The organism is Mesorhizobium sp. M4B.F.Ca.ET.089.01.1.1, from assembly GCF_004022605.1.
GTDB lineage: Bacteria > Pseudomonadota > Alphaproteobacteria > Rhizobiales > Rhizobiaceae > Mesorhizobium > Mesorhizobium abyssinicae.
In genome coordinates this window covers 1-18,555 of sequence record NZ_RZOS01000030.1, presented here as the reverse complement: position 1 = coordinate 18,555, position 18,555 = coordinate 1, and the positions used below count along the sequence as shown (strand labels likewise).

Annotated in this window: 19 protein-coding genes; 6 read left to right on the top strand and 13 right to left on the bottom strand. The window is 65.9% G+C overall.

The features are described from left to right. Positions 1 to 15: 15 nt before the first annotated feature. Positions 16 to 447, bottom strand: coding sequence for a DUF4437 domain-containing protein (locus tag EN780_RS05340; RefSeq protein WP_128272476.1), 432 nt, complete (start codon positions 445 to 447; stop codon positions 16 to 18). A 105-nt stretch (positions 448 to 552) separates the two neighbouring features. Beyond that, on the bottom strand, positions 553 to 1,530 hold the full coding sequence (locus tag EN780_RS05335; RefSeq protein WP_128272474.1) for an AraC family transcriptional regulator: 978 nt from the start codon (positions 1,528 to 1,530) through the stop codon (positions 553 to 555). A gap of 172 nt (positions 1,531 to 1,702) precedes the next feature. On the opposite strand from EN780_RS05335, the gene EN780_RS05330 reads away from it, so the two are divergent. Next, complete coding sequence (locus EN780_RS05330; RefSeq protein ID WP_128272471.1) at positions 1,703 to 2,917, top strand: MFS transporter; 1,215 nt, start codon at positions 1,703 to 1,705, stop codon at positions 2,915 to 2,917. A 21-nt stretch (positions 2,918 to 2,938) separates the two neighbouring features. On the opposite strand, the gene EN780_RS05325 is transcribed toward EN780_RS05330, so the two are convergent. Beyond that, entirely contained in the window at positions 2,939 to 3,529 is a 591-nt protein-coding gene (locus EN780_RS05325; RefSeq protein ID WP_189556398.1) for a helix-turn-helix domain-containing protein, read from the bottom strand. 93 nt (positions 3,530 to 3,622) lie between these two features. Between EN780_RS05325 and EN780_RS05320 the strand changes: the two genes are divergently transcribed. Next, the gene (locus EN780_RS05320; protein WP_128272467.1) at positions 3,623 to 4,531 is read left to right on the top strand and encodes an SDR family oxidoreductase; all 909 of its coding nucleotides are present in this window, start codon (positions 3,623 to 3,625) and stop codon (positions 4,529 to 4,531) included. A 7-nt stretch (positions 4,532 to 4,538) separates the two neighbouring features. Here the strand turns inward: EN780_RS05320 and EN780_RS05315 are convergent, their stop codons facing one another. Further along, entirely contained in the window at positions 4,539 to 4,886 is a 348-nt protein-coding gene (locus EN780_RS05315) for a GFA family protein (protein ID WP_127393343.1), read from the bottom strand. Positions 4,887 to 5,026: 140 nt separating this feature from the next. On the opposite strand from EN780_RS05315, the gene EN780_RS05310 reads away from it, so the two are divergent. Beyond that, a complete protein-coding gene (locus EN780_RS05310) occupies positions 5,027 to 6,322 on the top strand; it encodes an amidase (protein ID WP_128272465.1) in 1,296 nt (431 codons plus the stop codon). A gap of 16 nt (positions 6,323 to 6,338) precedes the next feature. On the opposite strand, the gene EN780_RS05305 is transcribed toward EN780_RS05310, so the two are convergent. The 5 genes from EN780_RS05305 to EN780_RS05285 all read right to left on the bottom strand — a co-directional run bounded on the left by EN780_RS05305 (position 6,339) and on the right by EN780_RS05285 (position 10,653). Beyond that, positions 6,339 to 6,722: a hypothetical protein gene (locus EN780_RS05305; protein ID WP_128272463.1), complete on the bottom strand. Its 384-nt coding sequence runs from the start codon at positions 6,720 to 6,722 to the stop codon at positions 6,339 to 6,341. Positions 6,723 to 6,775: 53 nt separating this feature from the next. Continuing rightward, complete coding sequence (locus EN780_RS05300; protein ID WP_128272461.1) at positions 6,776 to 7,756, bottom strand: hydroxyacid dehydrogenase; 981 nt, start codon at positions 7,754 to 7,756, stop codon at positions 6,776 to 6,778. A 64-nt stretch (positions 7,757 to 7,820) separates the two neighbouring features. Next, positions 7,821 to 8,537 carry a FadR/GntR family transcriptional regulator gene (locus tag EN780_RS05295; RefSeq protein ID WP_127310229.1) on the bottom strand — a complete coding sequence of 239 codons (717 nt, stop codon included), beginning with the start codon at positions 8,535 to 8,537 and terminating at the stop codon, positions 7,821 to 7,823. Between the two features lie 2 nt (positions 8,538 to 8,539). Then, entirely contained in the window at positions 8,540 to 9,709 is a 1,170-nt protein-coding gene (locus EN780_RS05290; protein WP_128272459.1) for a mandelate racemase/muconate lactonizing enzyme family protein, read from the bottom strand. Between the two features lie 56 nt (positions 9,710 to 9,765). Next, the gene (locus tag EN780_RS05285) at positions 9,766 to 10,653 is read right to left on the bottom strand and encodes a sugar phosphate isomerase/epimerase (protein ID WP_127310228.1); all 888 of its coding nucleotides are present in this window, start codon (positions 10,651 to 10,653) and stop codon (positions 9,766 to 9,768) included. A 401-nt stretch (positions 10,654 to 11,054) separates the two neighbouring features. Between EN780_RS05285 and EN780_RS05280 the strand changes: the two genes are divergently transcribed. The 3 genes from EN780_RS05280 to EN780_RS05270 all read left to right on the top strand — a co-directional run bounded on the left by EN780_RS05280 (position 11,055) and on the right by EN780_RS05270 (position 14,460). Further along, positions 11,055 to 12,110: a sugar phosphate isomerase/epimerase gene (locus EN780_RS05280; RefSeq protein WP_127284120.1), complete on the top strand. Its 1,056-nt coding sequence runs from the start codon at positions 11,055 to 11,057 to the stop codon at positions 12,108 to 12,110. 145 nt (positions 12,111 to 12,255) lie between these two features. Then, on the top strand, positions 12,256 to 13,443 hold the full coding sequence (locus EN780_RS05275; RefSeq protein ID WP_128272457.1) for a Gfo/Idh/MocA family oxidoreductase: 1,188 nt from the start codon (positions 12,256 to 12,258) through the stop codon (positions 13,441 to 13,443). 165 nt (positions 13,444 to 13,608) lie between these two features. Continuing rightward, entirely contained in the window at positions 13,609 to 14,460 is an 852-nt protein-coding gene (locus EN780_RS05270) for a sugar phosphate isomerase/epimerase (protein ID WP_128272455.1), read from the top strand. A 230-nt stretch (positions 14,461 to 14,690) separates the two neighbouring features. On the opposite strand, the gene phnE (EN780_RS05265) is transcribed toward EN780_RS05270, so the two are convergent. From phnE (EN780_RS05265) to EN780_RS05250, 4 genes are all read right to left on the bottom strand, one after another. After that, the gene (gene phnE / locus EN780_RS05265; protein WP_127392120.1) at positions 14,691 to 16,055 is read right to left on the bottom strand and encodes a phosphonate ABC transporter, permease protein PhnE; all 1,365 of its coding nucleotides are present in this window, start codon (positions 16,053 to 16,055) and stop codon (positions 14,691 to 14,693) included. Between the two features lies 1 nt (position 16,056). Beyond that, on the bottom strand, positions 16,057 to 17,010 hold the full coding sequence (gene phnE, locus EN780_RS05260; protein WP_127284116.1) for a phosphonate ABC transporter, permease protein PhnE: 954 nt from the start codon (positions 17,008 to 17,010) through the stop codon (positions 16,057 to 16,059). Between the two features lie 57 nt (positions 17,011 to 17,067). Next, positions 17,068 to 17,976 carry a phosphonate ABC transporter substrate-binding protein gene (phnD, locus tag EN780_RS05255; protein WP_127284115.1) on the bottom strand — a complete coding sequence of 303 codons (909 nt, stop codon included), beginning with the start codon at positions 17,974 to 17,976 and terminating at the stop codon, positions 17,068 to 17,070. A 162-nt stretch (positions 17,977 to 18,138) separates the two neighbouring features. Beyond that, positions 18,139 to 18,555 (bottom strand): ATP-binding cassette domain-containing protein (locus tag EN780_RS05250; protein WP_128272453.1); only part of this gene is annotated, 417 nt, incomplete at its 5' end.

Sequence of the window (18,555 nt, the reverse complement as noted above, 5' to 3'; positions counted from 1 at the left end):
AGGCGCATCGCCTGGCTACTTCGGCAGATAGGTCTCGTAGGGCGTGTCGTTGATCAGCAGGATCACGCACTCCGTGTCCGACAGGCAGGCATCGTCATGCATCTCATTGGCCTTCTGGGTCCAGTAGGACCCTGGCGGCAACTCGACCTTGGTCGCCTCGCCGCCATCCATTTGCCAGTGTGCCCACAGCCCCTGAATGACCACGGCGCGATAGTCCGCGGTATGCGCGTGGACAGGCGCGCGCCAGTTGCCGGGAACTTTGAGCAAGGTTCCCGCCGGGCCCTTTGCACGCTCGCCCCATAGCGGGCCGAGGCGCTGCGGCTGGTCAGGCGCCTCGACAGCGTAAGGGATCTTGCTCGCCGGCAGGTAGCTGTCTTCGAGGGCGAATGCCCGGCCCGGAAAGACGGAGAGCGCGGCGAGCGCAAGCAAGGCTGGGTGATTGGCCATGGCGGGTTCCTCCGCCGGCCAGCTTAAGCTGCCCCCGCCGGCGGGGAATGACGCTGCGTCCAAAACACTTGGCAATTCCTCCAGGCGACAGGAGCCGACCCGCGTTCAGGCGACCGGGCTGTCGTCGCCGTCGCCGGTGTTGCGCAGATGGCTCGGCGCCACGCCCATGACGCGCTTGAAGGCGCGGCTGAAGGACGCCTCGGAATCATAGCCCAGCCTGCTCGCGGCCACCGAAACCCGCATGCCGTCGCGGGCCAGCCATTGCCGCGCCTGGTGCATGCGAACGCTGAGCACATATTTGGCCGGCGTCTCGCCGACCACGGTGGCGAAGCGCTGGGCGAAGGCGGAACGCGAGGCTCCCATCATCCGCGCCAGCGACTCGACCGTCCAGTCGCGGTCCGGGTTCAGGTGGATGGCGGCAAGCACCTTGCCGACATCGGGATTGCGGACGGCGGCGATCCAGCCGGTGGCGTCGCCGCAGCCGTTCTCCACCCACGAGCGGATGATGGTGGCGGCCAGCACATCGGCGAGGCGCGCCAGGATGCCGCCGGAACCGACCCGGTCCATCGTCACCTCGCCGGCCATCGCATCGAGCAGGTGCTGGATGCCGGGCGCGTTCGCCATCAGCTTATGCGCCTGCATCAGGTCCGGCATCATGTCGAGCAGCGGATGCGAGCCGTCGAGGTTGAAATGCATGCTGCCGCAGAACAGCAGGGTCTTGCAGCCATCGCAGCCATTGGAGACGTCGTAGATGTTCTCGCAAACCGGCTCGATGCTGTAGCGGCCGATCGGCACGGCAGGCACGCCCGGCGCGCTGGCCAGAACGTGCTCGTCGCCGCGCGGGATCAATAGCGCGTCGCCGACCGACAGCTCGATCCATTCCTTCGCCGGCGAGAACAGCCAGCATCCCTGCTGGCCGATGAAGTGGAAGCGCGCCGCCTTCTGCGCGGGGAAGGATACCGCCCAGGGTTCCCCCAACACGCAGCGGCCATAGTCGACGCCATCGAGGCGCAGCCCGCGCAGCATGTCGGTCAAGGGATCGCCGGAAGCCGGCAGTGCGGTTTTGGACGAATTGTAATTCATTTCGGCGTTTCTAGCATGGAAACTCCATCTGGTCACTTCCTATGTTGCATTGCAGCCAAATATTGCGCCGCAAACAAATCGGACTGACGGAGCGCGCCCGCCACGCATGTAACGGGTGGAGGCCGAGCCGGTCATTTCCCAAGTGGCGCGCAAACAGATCGGAGATCTTGCCATGACCGAACCCGCCACGGGCGTCATCGACGCCGCTGTTCTGGACAGCCCCGACTCTCAAGAACAATCTGAGCCTGCCTGGGGCGCGGTGGTGTCGCTGGCGCTGGGCGTGTTCGGCCTGGTGACGGCGGAATTCCTGCCGGCCAGCCTGCTGACGCGACTGGCGCAGGACCTCGGCGTCAGCGAGGGCGCTGCCGGGCAAGCGGTGACGGCGACGGCGGTGGTCGGCGCGATCGCGGCGCCGACCATGGCCATCGTCACCAAGCGGCTCGACCGCCGGCTGGTGATGTGGATGCTGACGGTTCTGCTCATCGTCTCCAATCTGCTCGCAGCCTTTGCTTCCTCGCTGACCATGCTGCTTCTGGCCCGGGTGGTTCTCGGCGTCGCGCTCGGCGGCTTCTGGTCGATGTCGGCGGCGATGGCGCTCAGGCTCGTGCCGATGCGGCTGATGCCGCGCGCCATGTCGATCATCCTCACCGGCGTTTCGGTCGCCACCGTCACCGCCGCGCCGGTCGGCGCCTATGTCGGCGACGTCTGGGGCTGGCGCACCGCCTTCATGATCGCGGCCGTCGTCGGCGCACTGGCGCTCTTGGTGCAGCTTGCCACCATCCCGCGGCTGCCGCCGGCCGGCGTGGCCAGCGTGCGCACCTTGCTGGAGGTCTTGAAGCGGCCGATGATCAGGGCGGCGCTGCTGGTCGTGCTGTTGGTCGCCTCGGGTCACTTTGCCGGCTTCACCTATGTGCGCCCGTATCTGGAAGTGGTTCCGGTGCTGCCGATCGAGACGATCTCGCTGGTGCTGCTCGGCTACGGCATCGGCGGCTTCTTCGGCAACTTCGCCGGCGGCTTCATGGCCGAGCGCAACCTGAAGGCCGCGGTCGCCCTGGCGCCGTTGCTGATTGCCCTGTCGGCGCTGGTGCTGCTGACGCTTGGCGCATCGCCGGTGACGGCGGCGATCGCCGTCGCCGCCTGGGGCTTCGCCTTCGGCGCGGTGCCGGTCGGGCTGCAGACCTGGCTGGTGCGCGCGGCGCCAGACGAGGCCGAAAGCGCCGGCGGGCTGATGGTCGCCACGTTCCAGGTGGCGATCGCGCTCGGCGCCGTCTTCGGCGGCCTGCTGGTCGACCATGCCGGCGTCGCCAGCGCCTTCGCCTATTGCGGCATCGCAACGCTGCTGGCCGCCCTGGTGGCGGTGCTGATGGGGCCGAAGCGCGCCGGCTAGCCGGCCGCCGCGGCGATCATCCTACATCGGCCCGGCAGCCGTCCGGGCCGATGTCGCCGTGATCGCCGCCACGAAGCGCTTCAGGCTGTGCTCGACATAGGCGGTCAGCTCCATTTCGGGATCGAAGCTCCACCACAGCAGCGAGCCCTGCCAGTGCGACGCCATCAGCAGGCCGATGTCCTGGGGCATGCCCGGTATACCTGCGAAACAGTCGACGAGCACCTTGCTCAGCGCCGCTTTCCAGGCGGCGCCGCGCGCCCGCAGCACGGGATCGCGCAGGTCCTCGCGCAGCACCAGCAAACCTTCGGCATAGGATTCGATGTCGCCATAGCCGCTGGATAGACCACCCAACAACTGGATCGCGCCGGCCGGGGTCCTCGGCGTCGAGGCGGACAGCGCTTCGGTTTTCTGGTCGAGCCCATCCCAGGCATAAAGCAGCGTGCGTTGCTTCAGCTGCGCCTTGCTCCCGAAGCGCTGCACCAGCGTCGACCCCGATAGGCCGCATGCCCGCGCCAGCCGCTCGAAGGTCAGCGCCTCCGGGCCTTCGGCGTGCATCAGCCGGTAGGCGACCTCCAGCACCTGCTCGTCGGGTTGCGTTTTCGGCCGGGTCATCTTGACATCCATTTATAAACGAATGATCATTTATAAATGAGGAGCGCGGCAAGCGCCAGCCCTCGTTGTGGTGTTTTGGTTCGGGAGGTTTCGATGATGCTTGAAGGGAAGGTCGCCCTTGTCGCCGGCGCAACGCGCGGTGCCGGCCGTGGCATCGCGGTCGAGCTCGGCGCCGCCGGCGCCACCGTCTATGTCACCGGGCGCACGACGCGGACGCAGCAGTCGCCCTATGGCCGTCCGGAGACGATCGAGGAAACGGCTGAGCTGGTCACGGCGCAAGGCGGCAAGGGCATTGCCGTCCAGGTCGATCATCTGATTGCCGACGATGTGCGCGGACTGGTCGAGCGTATCCGTGCCGAGCAGGGCCGTCTCGATGTCCTGGTCAACGACCTGTGGGGCGGCGAAAGGCTGTTCGAATGGAACAAGCCGGTCTGGGACCATGATCTCGAGAACGGCTTGCGCCTGCTGCGCCTCGCCATCGACACGCATCTGATCACCGCGCACCACGCGCTGCCGCTGATGATCGAGCGGCCGGGCGGGCTGCATGTCGAAGTCACCGACGGCACGGCCGAATACAATGCCGACCACTACCGGCTGTCGCCGTTCTACGACCTCGCCAAGGTGGCGGCGACGCGCATGGCATGGGCGCACGCCAAGGACCTCGCGCCACATGGCGCCACGTCGGTCTCGCTGACGCCCGGCTGGCTGCGTTCCGAAATGATGCTGGAGGCCTTCGGCGTCAGCGAGGCGAACTGGCGCGACGCGACCGCCAAGGTAGCGCATTTCGTCATTTCCGAGACGCCGCGCTTCGTCGGCCGCGCCATCGCGGCGCTGGCCGCGGATCCGGAGCGGTCGCGCTGGAACGGGCAGTCGCTGTCCAGCGGCGGGCTGGCGCAGGTCTATGGCTTCACCGATCTCGATGGTTCGCGCCCGGATGCCTGGCGCTATGTCCCGGAGGTCCAGGATGCCGGCAAGCCGGCCGATGCGACCGGGTATCGCTAGAATTGCGCTAGGCCGAGCGACCGTCGAAGTCGAAGATCTGGACCGCGGCAAGGTCGATGCCGTCGAGGCAATTGATGTTGACATAGGCGCTGCGTTCGCTGCCGTCGCCGACGTCCTCGGCGAAGGGATGGATGCCGCAGGAGCGGCAGAAGCGATGGGCGATGGCGCCCTTGCCAAAGGTGTAGCGGCCGAGGTCGTCGCCCCAGGCGAGCAGCCGCAGGTTCCGATGCGGCACCGCCCAGAGCAATGCAGCCTTGCGGGCGCAGATCGAGCAGTTGCAGCGCACGACCCCGCCGATCTCGCCCTCGACCTCGTACGCCACCTTGCCGCAGTGGCAGCCGCCTTTGTAGAGCATCGTTGCTTCTCTCCCTTCGGCCCGGCAGTGCAAATATGCCTGATCCAACTTGTTGGAGCATGATCTTTCCGAAAACCGGTTCCCGCTTTTCGGGATCATGCTCTAAAGACGTTGCAGCCTTGCGGAGTCCGACACCGAACATGCACCCAGTCCGCGATCATCTCGAAATTCTGCTGTCGCGTCTGGCGGCCCGCGCGAGCAACGAGAGCGTGTTCGTGCGGCTCTACCCGGAAGCAGCGCGAGCCGCCGCCGACGCCAGTGATGCGCGGCGGAAGGCCGGCGTGACGCTCGGGCCGCTCGATGGCACGATCGTCTCGATCAAGGATCTGTTCGACGTCGCCGGCGAGCCGACCACGGCCGGCTCGCTGATGCTCAGGACAGCGGCCCCCGCCTTGCGCGATGCCGCGATCGTCGGCCGGCTGCGCCAGGCCGGCGCGGTCATCCTCGGCAAGACCAACATGGCCGAATTCGCCTTCACCGCGATCGGCGACAACCAGCACTACGGCACGCCCGGCAATGCTACCGACGCCAGCCTGATACCGGGCGGCTCGTCCTCGGGCGCCGGGGTGTCGGTGGGTGAAGGCACCTGCGACATCGCCATCGGCTCCGACACCGGCGGTTCGGTGCGCATACCGGCATCGCTGAATGGCGTGGTGGGTTTCAAGCCCACGGCGCGGCGCGTACCATTGGCCGGTGCCTATCCACTGTCCGCGACGCTGGATTCGATCGGGCCACTGGCGCTGAGTGTCGCCGCATGCGCCGTCGCCGACGCCGCGATGGCCGGCGAGGAGATGCCGCCCCTGCACCTGCCGTTGCCGCTTGCCGGTCTTCGTATCGGGATCCCGCGCGGCGTTCTTTTCGACGACACCGAAAGCGAGGTGGCGACCGCGTTCGATCGATGCCTGGGCAAGGTCGAGCAGGCCGGCGCGCGGATCGCGGACCTGTCGGTCGAGGACCTGCTTGCCGACATGCGCGCGGCGACCAGGCGCGCCACGATCGCGTCGATGGAGGGCGCCGAGGTCCATGCCGACTGGCTGGCGACGGGCGCATCCGTGCCGGTCGATCCGCATGTCAGTGGGCCGTTGTCGCGCGCCCTGGCTATCCCCGCATCGGTCTATATCCGGACACTACGCCGCCGCGCTGCGCTGGCCGCCGCGATGGACGAGCGCCTGGCCAGCGTCGACGTGCTGGGCCTGCCGACGACGCCGGTGACCGCGCCGACCATCGCTTCGATGGCAAGCGACGTGGCGTTGCGTGACCGGATCGAAGGCCTGCTGCTGCGCAACACCCAGGTCGCCAACCAGTTCGATCTCTGCGCGATCTCGCTGCCGATGCCTGGAACGGCGCGCCCGGCCGGGCTGATGCTGGTGGCGCGCAATGGCCAAGACCGCTATCTGCTGCGCGTCGCGGCAGAAGTGGAGCGGCTGCTCGGTTGATGACCGGCGCGCCGTGTCAGCGCGACGAACAGTGCCGGCGCTCGCTTGCCCTCGCGGCCCGTTCGATGCCGGTCGCGACCAGCGTCCGCACGATCTGCCGCTTGCCGTTGAAGGTCTGGGTCCTGGTCTCGATCGAGCCGGCAATCACGATCGTGCCGGCGTAGAGCTTGTCCTGGAGGTCGAGCGCCTTGTCTTCCTGCTGCAGGCCGTCGATGTCAATCACGACGCCCCTGATGATCTCGCCGGTGGCGAGCTCGAGCGCACTGTTGGAAGGGCAGGGCGCCGCGATGCAGCGCAGGCCGTTGTCGCAGAACACATAGCCATCCTGCCCGTCAGCCAAGGCCTGCACGGCCGTAGCGCAGAGGCTCGCGGCAAGAAGGGAAAGGCGGGCGATCGACATGGCGGCAATGTCCCCGTCGAATCCGTGAAAATTGAGGCGCCGCCGGTGACGAGCTACAGGTCGACCGGGAAGCGCCGCCGGTAGTGCGCGGTCACTTCCGGGTTGCGCAGATTGACCGGCAATTTGTTGGCGAGCACCAGCAGCGCTTCGCCGGCGGCGCCGACGCCCATGCGCATCATCGATTCCTCGGTGATCCCCGCCATGTGCGGGGTGACGATGACATTGTCGAAGCCGAAATAGGGATGGTTCGGCGGCAGCGGATGCGTTGCAAAGACATCGAGCGCGGCACCGCCGATGCTGCCCTTGCGCAAGGCCTCGATCAGCGCGTCGTCGTCGACCACCGGCCCGCGCGAGACATTGATCAGCAGCGCGTTGGGCTTCATGCGCGAAATGCGCTCGCGGCTGATCAGGCCGCGCGTCTCCGGTGTCAGCGGGCAGCAAAGCACGACGATGTCGCTCTGCTCGACCAGGGCGTCGATCGACAGGAAGCCGACCTTGTCGGGCGCCGGGCGCATGCTGCGCGTCGTCGCCACCACATTGAGTTCGAAGCCGTGGGCGGCGATATGGCCGACCGCCTGGCCGACCGCGCCGAGGCCGACAATGCCGATGGTCTTGCCGGCGAGCTCGGTGTTGGCGTTGGCGTGGTCGCGTCCGGCGAGCCAACCCTTGGCGCGCAGGTCGCGGTCGACCATGCGAAAACGCCGAAGCAAGGCCAGGGTCACGAACATGACGTGCTCGGCGACCGAGCGCGCATTGACCGCCGGCACGTTCGCCACAAGCACGCCGGCCGCTGTCGCCGCCTCGACCGGGATCATGTCCAGCCCGGCGCCATGCCGGATCGCGGCGCGCAGCTTCGCGGCGCCGTCGAAAAGCTCTGCCGGCAGCGGCGCACGGACGATGACGATATCGGCATCCTTCGCTTCGGCGGCAAGCGTCCTGCCATCGAGGGCGGAAGCGACGACCAGCCTGCCCGCCCCAGCCAGCATGGCGGAGGCGCGCGGATGCAGCGGATGCGTCGACAGGATTCTGGGCATGTGGCTCCCGTTTGTTTGCCGCATTTCCGCGACGCCAGGCGATGCCGCCTGGCTGCAAAATGCTCTAGGCCTTTTCGAGCGCCGGGCTCGTCGGCTCCGTCCCGCGGCCCTCGATCAGGCCTTTCCAATAGCTTTCGGCGCCCTGCAGATGGGCATTCATCAGCGCCTGGGCCAGGTTGCCGTCGCGGCGCAGCAGCGCCTCGTAGATCTGGATGTGCTCGGCATGCGAGCGCACGCTGCGCTCGGGGTCGTTGAAATAGATCGGCAGGCGCTGCTCGCCCATCAGGTAGTAGACGCTGCAGATGTTGTGGAAGATGCCGTTCTTGGTGGCGCGCACGATCTCGAGGTGGAACTCGCGGTCTTCCTTGGCCAGGCCCTCGCCGGCGGCGATGCGCTCCTCAGAGGCTTTCAGGATCTCGCGCAGCCGCTCGAAATTCTCCTCGGTGGCGCGTGAGCAGGCAAGCTCGGCGGCCTTGATCTCGTGGATCTTGCGCAGCTCGACCGTTTCGTAGATCTGGATCGGATCGAGCGGCAGGCCGGCGCGGGCGAACAGAGCCAAGGCTTCGACGCTCGCCTGCTTGGTGTCGACATAGATGCCGGATTTGGCGCGGCGCTCGACGATGCGCATGGCCTCGAGAATGGCCAGCGCCTCGCGGATCTGGCCGCGGCTGACCGAGAAATGCTCGGCCAGTTCACGCTCCGACGGCGTGCGGCCCGTCTCCTTGTCCGAACTGGAGAACAGAAAGGCGGCGAGTTCCGCGAGAAGGTTCTTTTCTTTCATCGTCAGCAGCGTTGCGCGTGCGCCTCCAGGAACCGTTCCGAAATTGTGAATCCCAATCCGGGCTTTTCAGGGATCGCTATCATACCGTCCTTCGCTTCGACAGTCTCTTCGACAAGATCGTGGATCATGGGGTTGGCGCCGAGCGAATATTCGATGGTGAAGCTCGCCGGCGACGCCGCGCAGACATGCAGACCGGCAAAGAAGCAGGGCGCGCCGGCCCACAGATGCGGCGCGAAACGCAGGTTGAAGGCGCTGGCGATGGTGCCGATCTTCATCGCCTCGCTGATGCCGCCGCAGAATGCGGGGTCCGGCTGGAAAATGTCGGCCGACTTCAGAACGGCGAGATCGCGGAAAGCGTAGCGGGTCGCCTCGCTCTCGCCGGTAGCGATCGGGATGGTGGACGAGGCTCGTACTTCGGCCAAGCCCGGCTTGTCGTCGGCGATCACCGGCTCCTCGAACCAGGCGAGGTCGAGGTCGCCGGCGAGCTGGATGAAGCGCTTCGCCTCGGCCACCGTATAGGTGCCATGCGCGTCGACCATCAGCTCGACTTCGGGGCCAAGCGCCTCCCTCGCCGCGCGGACGCGGGCGGCGGAGATATGCGGGGCGCCATCCATGGCGCCGATGCGCATCTTCAGCGCCTTGAAGCCGCCCTTGGCGATGTAGGATTGGAGCTGCGCGCCGATGGTCTCGGCCGGCGCCCAGCCGCCGGAAGCGTAGGCCTGCATGCGCTCGACCTTGCGGCCGCCGAGCAGCCGCCAGACAGGCTGGCCAAGCGACTTGCCGAGGATGTCCCAGAGCGCGATGTCGACGGCGCTGATGGCGGCAACGCTCATGCCGCGCCGCGCCAGCTGCGGCATGGCGTGCCCGGCATGGGCCGCGGTGTGGTGGCGCACGCCGTTGTAGAGCATCTCCCAGATGACGCCGATGTCGGCCGGGTCGCGGCCGACGAGCTGCGGCCCAACCTCGTGGTTCAGCATATGGACCAGCGCGCCATAGCTGCCGGCGCTGCCGGCGGCGTTCTTGCCCTCGCCCCAGCCGACCAGGCCGTCATCGGTTTCGACGCGCAGGATGGCGGCGTCGAACGTCGTCACCTGACCGAAATCGCTGCGGTGCTGCTTCGCCGCTGCGATCGGTATGCGAACCCACCAGGCTTGGACCGTCTTGATGCGCATGGCCATCCCCGGCCCCGCCGCCCGTTCGGGCGGAAGGGCGTCTTCCTTTCGACCGGCTATTTGATCAGCGGCAGCAGCGTTTCGGCGGTGATGCGCATCTGGTCGGTGTAGAACTTCTCCGTCAGCACGCTGGAGCCGTGATCCTGGATGAACTTCAGCTGCTCGGGCGAGATGTCGACCGGATGGCGCTCGACCATGTCGGGATAGGGCGCGGCCGGCGTGCGGTCGACGGGGGCCACAAACTCGTTGGTCAGCGCGCCGTCGTAGCCGATCTCCTTCAGCGTGCGCACGATCCGCGGCCAGTCGATCTGGCCGAGGCCGGCGGCGAAGCGGTTGTTGTCGGCGACGTGGAAGTCGAACAGGCGTTTGCCAACCTGGCGGATGGCGTCATAGACGTTAAATTCCTCCATGTGGATGTGATAGGCGTCGAGGCAGACGCCGCATTCCGGGCTGACCGCGTCGGCAAGCGCGAGCGCCTGCGCGCCGCGGTTGAACAGATAGGTCTCGAAGCGGTTGAGCGGCTCGACCGCGACCTTGACGCCGACCTTCTTGGCGTGCGCGAAGCACTCGCGGGTGGCGTCGACCACCCAGCCCCATTCCTCCGCCTCGGTGCCGTCGGGCACCACCTTGCCGACAGTGGCGGGAACCAGCGTGATGATCTCGCCCTCGAGCTCGCTCACCATGGTCAGCACGTCCTTGACGTATTGCACCGAGCGCTCGCGCTGGCCCTGGTCCTTGGCGGCGAGGTTGCGTTCGCCCAGCATCAGCGTCACCGAGCCCCAGCAGCGGATGCCGTGCTCCTTCAAGAGCGCGCGCGTCTCCTTGGTCTTGTACTGCTCGGGCTCGCCGGAAATCTCGATCGACTCATAGCCGAATTTCTTGATGCGCTTCAGCGTCACCTCCAGCGGCTCCGCCCGCATCCAGTTGTGCGTCGAAAGATGCATGGTCTATCCTTCCCAGAATTCGCCTGTCGCGTTCTCCCGCGGCGCTCTCCCGCGGAGCCCGCCGCCAGTTTCCTCCCCAAGGCGTTCCAGCATTTTTTTGGCAAACTGGTTCGACCAATTGGGCCTTTTTGATGGTCTACAGCAATTTCGAATGGACGGCAAGAAGTCGACCAACGCCGCCCGTTTACGAAGTTACCATATTGAATAATATGTCATTTTCCGACCGCGACGGATTGCCGGCGGCGCCGTTTTGCCATGCTCGGCCGCTTGACCAAACAACATTATTTGGTAATACCAGAATTGCGGCGTGTTCAAATCGCCGACATGAAAGACCAAAGAGACTGGCCCCGTCCGCAATCGGCGCTATGCTCGGTCGCGATGAAAAAAGAGGGAGGATGCCGATGCCGTCGACGATGAAGGGTCCCGGTCTGTTTCTGGCGCAGTTCGCGGGCGATGCCGCGCCGTTCAATTCGTTGCCGTCGATCACCAAATGGGCCGCCGGTTTGGGCTACAAGGGCGTGCAGATCCCGACCTGGGACGCGCGGCTGTTCGACCTGGAAAAGGCGGCGACCTCCAAGGCCTATTGCGACGAGGTGAAAGGCATCTGCGCCGATGCCGGCGTCGAGATCACCGAACTGTCGACGCATCTGCAAGGGCAACTGGTGGCGGTGCATCCGGCCTATGACGCGCAGTTCGACGGCTTCGCGCCGGCTTCGGTGCACAACAATCCGAAGGCCAGGCAGCAATGGGCGGTCGAGCAGATGAAGTTCGGCGCCAAGGCGTCGAAGAACCTGGGGCTGAAGGCCTCGGTCTCCTTCTCCGGAGCGCTGGCTTTCCCCTACCTCTACCCATGGCCGCAGCGGCCGGCCGGGCTGATCGAGGAGGCTTTCGCCGAACTCGGCAAACGCTGGAAGCCGATCCTCGACGTCTATGACGAGAACGGCGTCGACATCGGTTACGAAATCCATCCGGGCGAGGATGTGTTCGACGGCGCCACCTTCGAGATGTTCCTCGACGCGGTGGGCGGCCACAAGCGCTGCAACATCAACTACGACCCGTCGCACTTCCTCTTGCAGCAGCTCGACTATCTCGAATTCATCGACATTTACCACGAGCGCATCAAGGCGTTTCACGCCAAGGACGCGGAGTTCAATCCGACGGGGCGGCAAGGCGTCTATTCCGGCTATCAGGGCTGGACCAACCGGGCCGGGCGGTTCCGTTCGCTCGGCGACGGGCAGGTCGATTTCGGCGGCATCTTTTCCAAGCTCACCCAGTACGGCTACGATTCCTGGGCGGTGCTGGAATGGGAATGCTGCCTGAAGCATCCGGAGGATGGCGCCGCCGAAGGCGCGCCCTTCATCCAGCATCACATCATCCGGGTGACGGAGAAGGCGTTCGACGACTTCGCCGGCGGCGCGACCGACAAGAAGGCGCTGCGCGCGATGATGGGAATCTAGTACCGCTTTCCCTCCCCTCGAGGGGAGGGTGGCCCCAAAGGGCCGGGTGGGTCGGCTCGAACTCCACGCCCGGCAACCCCACCCGATCCGCTGCCCGGATCGACCTCCCCTCGAGGGGAGGCAAGCACCAACGAGGGAGACAGGAATGGTCGGCGCATCGAAGTCGGAAACGGGAGGCGGCCCGATCCGCTATGGCATGGTCGGCGGCGGGCAAGGCGCCTTCATCGGCGCGGTGCACCGGATCGCGGCCAGGCTGGACAACGACTTCGTGCTGGTGGCCGGCGCGCTGTCTGCCAACCCGGAACGCGCCAAGGCATCGGCCGCCGAGCTCGGGCTCGATCCGGCGCGCAGCTACGGCTCCTACGCCGAAATGGCCAAGGCCGAGGCGAAGCGGGCCGACGGCATCGAGGCGGTGGCGATCGTCACCCCCAACAACGTGCATGTGCCGGCGGCCAAGGCGTTTCTCGAGGCCGGCATCCACGTCATCTGCGACAAGCCGCTGGCGACCACGCTGGCCGAGGCGAAGAAGCTTGCCGCCCTGGTCGAGAAGACCGGCAAGGTGTTCGTGCTCACCCACAACTACACCGCCTATCCGATGATCAGGCAGGCGCGCGAGATGGTGGCCAAGGGCCAGCTCGGCGACATCCGCATCGTACAGTCGGAATATCCGCAGGACTGGCTGACCGAGGACCTCGCCGCGACCGGCCAGAAGCAGGCGGCGTGGCGCTCCGACCCGAAGCAGGCGGGCGCCGGCGGCGCCCTCGGCGACATCGGCACGCATGCCTACAACCTGGCGCGCTTCGTCTCCGGGCTGGAGCTCGATACGCTGTCGGCCGATCTCGACGCCTTCGTGCCGGGGCGGCAGCTCGACGACAACATCAACGTCATGCTGCGCTTCAAGCCGGTCGGCAAGGCGCATCCGGCCAAGGGCATGATCTGGGCCAGCCAGGTGGCGCCCGGCCACGAGAACGGGCTGAAGCTGCGCATCTACGGCTCGAAGGGCGGGCTGGAATGGGTGCAGGCCGATCCGAACTACTTGTGGTATACGCCGTTCGGCCAACCGAAGCAGCTTTTGACCCGCGCCGGCGCCGGCGCGCTGCCGTCCGCCGGGCGTGTGACCCGTGTTCCCTCGGGCCATCCGGAAGGCTATTTGGAAGGTTTCGCCAACATCTATCAGGAGGCCGCCCGCGCCATCCGCGCGGCGCGCAGGAAGGGCGGCAAGCCGGCAAAGGATGTCGTCTTCCCGACGATTGCCGACGGCGTTGAAGGCATGGCCTTCATCGAGGCCTGCGTGAAGTCGTCGAAGAAGAATGGGGCGTGGACGAAGCTCTAGGGGTGTCGATATTCAGGCGAGGCCGGTCTGCGAACGGCGGCTTCCTGCGCTTCCGGTGCTCGCGTACTTAAGTGCGCTCCGCTCCGGTTCTCGGAAGCCACCGTTCTCGACTCGGCCTGACCTGAATCTCATCCCCCCTTGATCGAAGGTGATGGGGAGGGGTCGATGAAAATCGGCATGTGCATGTTCCTGTGGACGACCAGCGTCTCGAAGAAGCATGAAGCGCTGCTGAGAGACATCAAGGCGACCGGCTTCGACGGCGTCGAAATCCCGGTGTTTTCCGGCGCGCCCGACGACTACAAGAAACTTGGCGAGCTGCTCGATCGCATCGGCCTGGAGCGCACCGCGGTCTCGGCCATGGGCGATCCGGCGATGAACCTGATCTCGGCGGACGCCGCGACGCGCAAGACCGGCATCGACTACATGAAATGGGCGATCGACTGCAGCGCCGCACTTGGCGCGAACAGGCTGAGCGGCCCGCTGCATTCGACGCTCGGCGCCTTTTCCGGCAGCGGCCCGACGGCCGCCGAGAAGAAGCGCTCGATCGCTTCGCAGCGCGCCATCGGCGACCATGCCGGCAAGACGGGGGTGACGATCGGGTTGGAGGCGCTCAACCGCTTCGAATGCTATCTCTTCAACACGATGGACGATTTATCCGAGCATATCGACGTGATCGACCGGCCGCACATCAAGGCGATGTACGACACGTTCCACGCCAACATCGAGGAAGCCGATCCGATCGGCGCCTATACGCGCAATCGCCGGAAGGTCGTCCACATCCACATTTCAGAGAATGATCGCGGCGTGCCGGGCCGGGGCAATATTCCCTGGAAGGAGACGTTCTCGGCCATCCGCAAGAGCGGTTACGACGACTGGCTGACCATCGAATCCTTCGGGCGTTCGCTGAAGGACCTGGCTGCGGCGACCAAGGTTTGGCGGGATTTTGCCGAGACGCCGGAGGCTGTGTATCGGGAGGGGTACCAGCATATCAGGGATGGGTGGAAGAAGGCGGCTTAGAATGGCCGTCCGACGAGCGCCGCGATCCTTCGCGCCCCCCTCTGTCCTGCCGGACATCTCCCCCACAAGGGGGGGAGATTGGCGGCTGCGGCGCTTAGCTCAATTCGGCAACGTAGGAGATTGGCGAAAGCCGTGGTCGTGGCTGATCTCCCCCCAAGTGGGGGAGATGCCCGGTAGGGCAGAGGGGGGCGCTGTCCCGTCGACCTCTCGCAAGATTCTGCTAGCGAGGACTAACCCCGCTCAGCCTGCAGCCTATTATAATCATGCAGCGTGCGGCTGAGCCGGCGACGCAGGAAGTTCGAGATGTTGTCGAAGACGAAGACGACGGCCAGCGTCAGCAGCACCATGTAGAAGACGTTGGCCCAGTTGGAATTGGTGCGCATCGCTTCCCAGAGCTTCAGGCCGATGCCGCCGGCGCCGACGGCGCCGATGATGGTGGCGCCTCTGGTGTTGGATTCCCACTGGTAGAGCGTCTGGCTGATGAAGACCGGCAGCACTTCCGGCAGCACGCCGTAGCGCTGCACCAGCAAGCCATTGGCGCCGGTCGACTGCACGCCTTCGCGCGGCTTGTCGTCGATGTTCTCCAGCGCCTCGGAATAGGTTTTGCCGAGCGTGCCGATCTCGGTGAAGAAGATCGCGGCACTTCCCGCCAACGGGCCGGGTCCGAAGGCGCGGGTGAAGAACAGCGCCCAGATCAGCATGTCGACCGAGCGCATGAAATCGAAGAAGCGTTCCAAGACCTGGCTGAGCAGCCCGCTCGGCGTGATGTTGCGGGCGGCGAAGAAGGCGAGCGGGAAGGCGACGATGCCGCCGAGCAGCGTGCCTAGGAAGGCCATGACGATGGTCTGCAGCAGTTTCGTCCAGACATCGCCATGCTGCCATTGGGCGTTGTTCCAGATGTTGTCGGCGGCAAGCGCGATGTTCGATGTTCCGGGCTTGAGCTCCGGGCCGGAAACCAGCAGCGAAGCCACTTCGCCGGCCGGCTTGCCGAAGAAGGGCGAGCGCGTGTCGAAGACGAAATTCGCCCAGCCGAGGAAGCGCTTGCGCACCTTGACGCGGTCGACGGTGACGCGCACCTCGCCGACGAAGCCCATCCTGGCGACAATTTCGTCGTCATGCGCGGTGATCCAGTCGGGCACCGGGCCCGAGATCACCGGCTTGCCGCCGGTCAGCGACACGGGCACCGTCTGGCCGTTGGCGACAATCACGGCTTTGGTCTTGTCGAAGGTGACGGATTTGGCCGGTCCGTCGATCAGCACGGTGAAGGTGCCGTCCGGGTTCCTGATCACCCAGTCAGGATTGGGGTTCTCGCCAAGCGCTGAGAAGCGCGGATATTTCGGCGTGATCTCCGGCTGGTCGAGGCGAAACTCCGGCTGCAGGTCGTAGCTGATCCATTGCGCCAGAAAGAGCGGCAGGCGCTCCCAGTGCGACTCGCGCAGCACCTGCGGCATGCTGAAGAACCACAGGGCGTAAGCGAGATACAGGACAGTTCCAGCGACCAGGAACAGCGGGCCGAAACGCTGGTAAAGCGGCCGGCGGAAGACGTGCGGGTAGCGCGCCTCGATCGACAGAATGTCGTCGGCGGTTATGGCCATATCAGGCGCTCATCAGGAAGGCCTGCTCGCCGACGAGCTTGCGGCGCAGCCAGGCGGAGAACTGGTCGACGATGAAGATGGTGGTGAACAAGAGCAGCACTAGCGCCAGCGTTTTGGCGCCGAAGCCGCGCGAGATGGAGAGCTTCAGCTCCTCGCCGATGCCGCCGCCGCCGACCGCGCCCATGATCGTCGAGATGCGCACGTTGATCTCGATCCTGAGCAGCGTGTAGGACATGAAATTGGGCAGCACCTGCGGCAGGGCGGCGAAGCGGATGCGCTCGAACCAGTTGGCGCCGACCGCCCGCAAGCCCTCCTCGGCGCGCATGTCGATGTTCTCGTTGATCTCGTAGAACAGCTTGCCCAGCGCGCCGATCGAATGCAGGCCGATGGCGATGATGGCGGCGACCGGGCCGATCGAGACGATGGCCGCGAACAGGCCGGCAATGACGATCTCGGGGAAGGCGCGCAGCAGTTCCATGAAGCGCTTGACGACGAGCCTGAGCGCCGGGCTCGGCGTCAGGTTGCGCGCGGCGATGAAGGAGAAGGGCACGGCGAAGACGAAGCCGACGAAGGTCGAGACCAGCGCCACGTTGACCGTGGTCAGCATCAGCTCGAAATATTCGGGGATGTAGAATCCGCCCCAGACAGGGACGCGGCCGAGCGGGAAATTGAATTCCTGGGTGCCGGTGTCATGCGGCGAGGCGACGTCGAACAGGGCGCGCCAGACGTCGTTCCAGTCCTTGGGAATCAGCCAGCTCAGGAAGTCCAGTATGTGCGGCAGCCGGTCGAGGAAATGGCCGGCATTGGCCTCGTCGGCGAACCACATGGTCGCGCACATGGCGACAAAAAGCAGGCCGACACCGAGGCCGGTGTAAAGCCGGCGCAAGGACGTCTGGCGCCGCCAGGCATCGGCCGCCAGGCGCGTCGCGTCAGAGTGGATTGTCGCTGAGGTCATGATCGGGAGATGCAAAAGGGGCGGCGTTTTTTGGCGCCGCCCCTTTTCCTGATGCCGTCAGCCGCCGATGGCGGCTTTGCGGGCTTCGACGATGACGTTGTAGAAGTCCGGCTTGACCGGAACGTAGCCGGTGAAGTCGCCGCCCTCGACGCCCTCGAAGCAGGGCTTGTCCTTCGTCGGCAGCGCGGTGAAGAACGCGGTCAGCTTGGCCTTCATGTCGTCGCCGAGCGCGGTGCGCACGACCAGCGGGCCGTTCGGGATCAGGCCGGAGCGCCAGACCTCGACGAAGTCGTTCGGGTCGACGGCGCCCTTGGCGACTTCCTTGTGGAAGGTGCCGGAGGTGTAGCCGTTCTTGAAATCGCCGATGCCGGAGGAATCGTCCACCGCGACGTCGACCTTGCCGTCGCGGACGGCGAGAACGTTGTTCTCGTGGCCGCCATTGAACTGGGTCGAGGCGAAGAAGGCTTCGTTCGACTGGCCGGTGTCCTTAGGGATCTGGGTCAGCGGGATCAGGTAGCCGGAGGTCGAGTCCGGATCGGCATAGCCGAGCTTCTTGCCCTTGGCCGACTTGATGTCGGTGATCCCCGACGACTTCAACGCCAGGCCGATCGAATAATAGCCGGTGGCGCCGTCGGTCTGCTGGGTGGTGAGGATCGGGGTGACCGCCTTCGGGTCCTTGATGTAGACGCTGGCATAGCCGGAAGCGCCGAGCTCGGCGAAGTCGAGCGTGCCGCCGAGCAGGCCCTGGATGACGCCGTCATAGTCGGCGGCCGGGAACAGCGAGACCTTCTCGAAGCCGAATTCGGCCTTCAAATGGTCGGCCAGGCACTGGTAGTTGCGCAGCCGGTCCGTCTCGTTCTCGCCACCGAGGATGCCGACGCGGAATTCCTTGACGTCGGCGGCATGAGCGGCGCTCGTCGCGATGGCGAGCAGTGATACGGCGCCAAAAACCATCTTCCTAAACATTTGGATCTCTCTCCTGTTGTTCCGGCCTCGCGCCGGCGACGTTCGAATTTTGACAGCTGCCTTTGACGCGGGCGGGCGATCCGGGTTGCTCGTTTGCTTGGCCATGATCCTTGCCGAACCGGTTGCCGCTCTTCGTCAGCGTGGACGGTTCGAAAGCATCGACTAGTAGCCGGGGAATGCGGGCTCGAGCGGTCCGGCGGATGCGGTGATCTTCGGCTTGAAGGTGACGCTGGTCGACGTGATGGCCTCGGAGATATCGGCGCCATTCGCATCCGCGCCATAGACGAGGCGCACGGCGTCGCGGTCGAGATCCTCGGGCGCGCCATCGAACACGACCTTGCCGGCGGCCATCCCGATGATGCGGTTGCAATAGGCCCGCGCCGTGTCCAGCGTGTGCAGATTGGTGATGACGGTGATGCCTTCGCGTAGGTTGATGTCCTGCAGCGAGTCCATCACCACCTTGGCGTTGAGCGGGTCGAGCGAGGCGATCGGCTCGTCGGCGAGCAGCACCCTCGGCTGTTGCATCATGGCGCGCGCGATCGCCACGCGCTGCTGCTGGCCGCCGGACAGCGTGCCAGC

Excerpts from the sequence above, each read along its gene's own strand:
- EN780_RS05340 (WP_128272476.1), bottom strand. The coding sequence starts at position 447 with ATGGCCAATCACCCAGCCTTGCTTGCGCTCGCCGCGCTCTCCGTCTTT.
- EN780_RS05295 (WP_127310229.1), bottom strand. The coding sequence starts at position 8,537 with ATGAAAGAAAAGAACCTTCTCGCGGAACTCGCCGCCTTTCTGTTCTCC.
- EN780_RS05310 (WP_128272465.1), top strand. The coding sequence starts at position 5,027 with ATGCACCCAGTCCGCGATCATCTCGAAATTCTGCTGTCGCGTCTGGCG.
- phnE (WP_127392120.1), bottom strand. The coding sequence starts at position 16,055 with ATGGCCATAACCGCCGACGACATTCTGTCGATCGAGGCGCGCTACCCG.
- EN780_RS05330 (WP_128272471.1), top strand. The coding sequence starts at position 1,703 with ATGACCGAACCCGCCACGGGCGTCATCGACGCCGCTGTTCTGGACAGC.
- EN780_RS05270 (WP_128272455.1), top strand. The coding sequence starts at position 13,609 with ATGAAAATCGGCATGTGCATGTTCCTGTGGACGACCAGCGTCTCGAAG.
- EN780_RS05290 (WP_128272459.1), bottom strand. The coding sequence starts at position 9,709 with ATGCGCATCAAGACGGTCCAAGCCTGGTGGGTTCGCATACCGATCGCA.
- EN780_RS05335 (WP_128272474.1), bottom strand. The coding sequence starts at position 1,530 with ATGAATTACAATTCGTCCAAAACCGCACTGCCGGCTTCCGGCGATCCC.
- phnD (WP_127284115.1), bottom strand. The coding sequence starts at position 17,976 with ATGTTTAGGAAGATGGTTTTTGGCGCCGTATCACTGCTCGCCATCGCG.
- EN780_RS05320 (WP_128272467.1), top strand. The coding sequence starts at position 3,623 with ATGATGCTTGAAGGGAAGGTCGCCCTTGTCGCCGGCGCAACGCGCGGT.
- EN780_RS05275 (WP_128272457.1), top strand. The coding sequence starts at position 12,256 with ATGGTCGGCGCATCGAAGTCGGAAACGGGAGGCGGCCCGATCCGCTAT.
- EN780_RS05300 (WP_128272461.1), bottom strand. The coding sequence starts at position 7,756 with ATGCCCAGAATCCTGTCGACGCATCCGCTGCATCCGCGCGCCTCCGCC.
- EN780_RS05285 (WP_127310228.1), bottom strand. The coding sequence starts at position 10,653 with ATGCATCTTTCGACGCACAACTGGATGCGGGCGGAGCCGCTGGAGGTG.
- EN780_RS05315 (WP_127393343.1), bottom strand. The coding sequence starts at position 4,886 with ATGCTCTACAAAGGCGGCTGCCACTGCGGCAAGGTGGCGTACGAGGTC.
- phnE (WP_127284116.1), bottom strand. The coding sequence starts at position 17,010 with ATGACCTCAGCGACAATCCACTCTGACGCGACGCGCCTGGCGGCCGAT.
- EN780_RS05305 (WP_128272463.1), bottom strand. The coding sequence starts at position 6,722 with ATGTCGATCGCCCGCCTTTCCCTTCTTGCCGCGAGCCTCTGCGCTACG.
- EN780_RS05280 (WP_127284120.1), top strand. The coding sequence starts at position 11,055 with ATGCCGTCGACGATGAAGGGTCCCGGTCTGTTTCTGGCGCAGTTCGCG.
- EN780_RS05325 (WP_189556398.1), bottom strand. The coding sequence starts at position 3,529 with ATGACCCGGCCGAAAACGCAACCCGACGAGCAGGTGCTGGAGGTCGCC.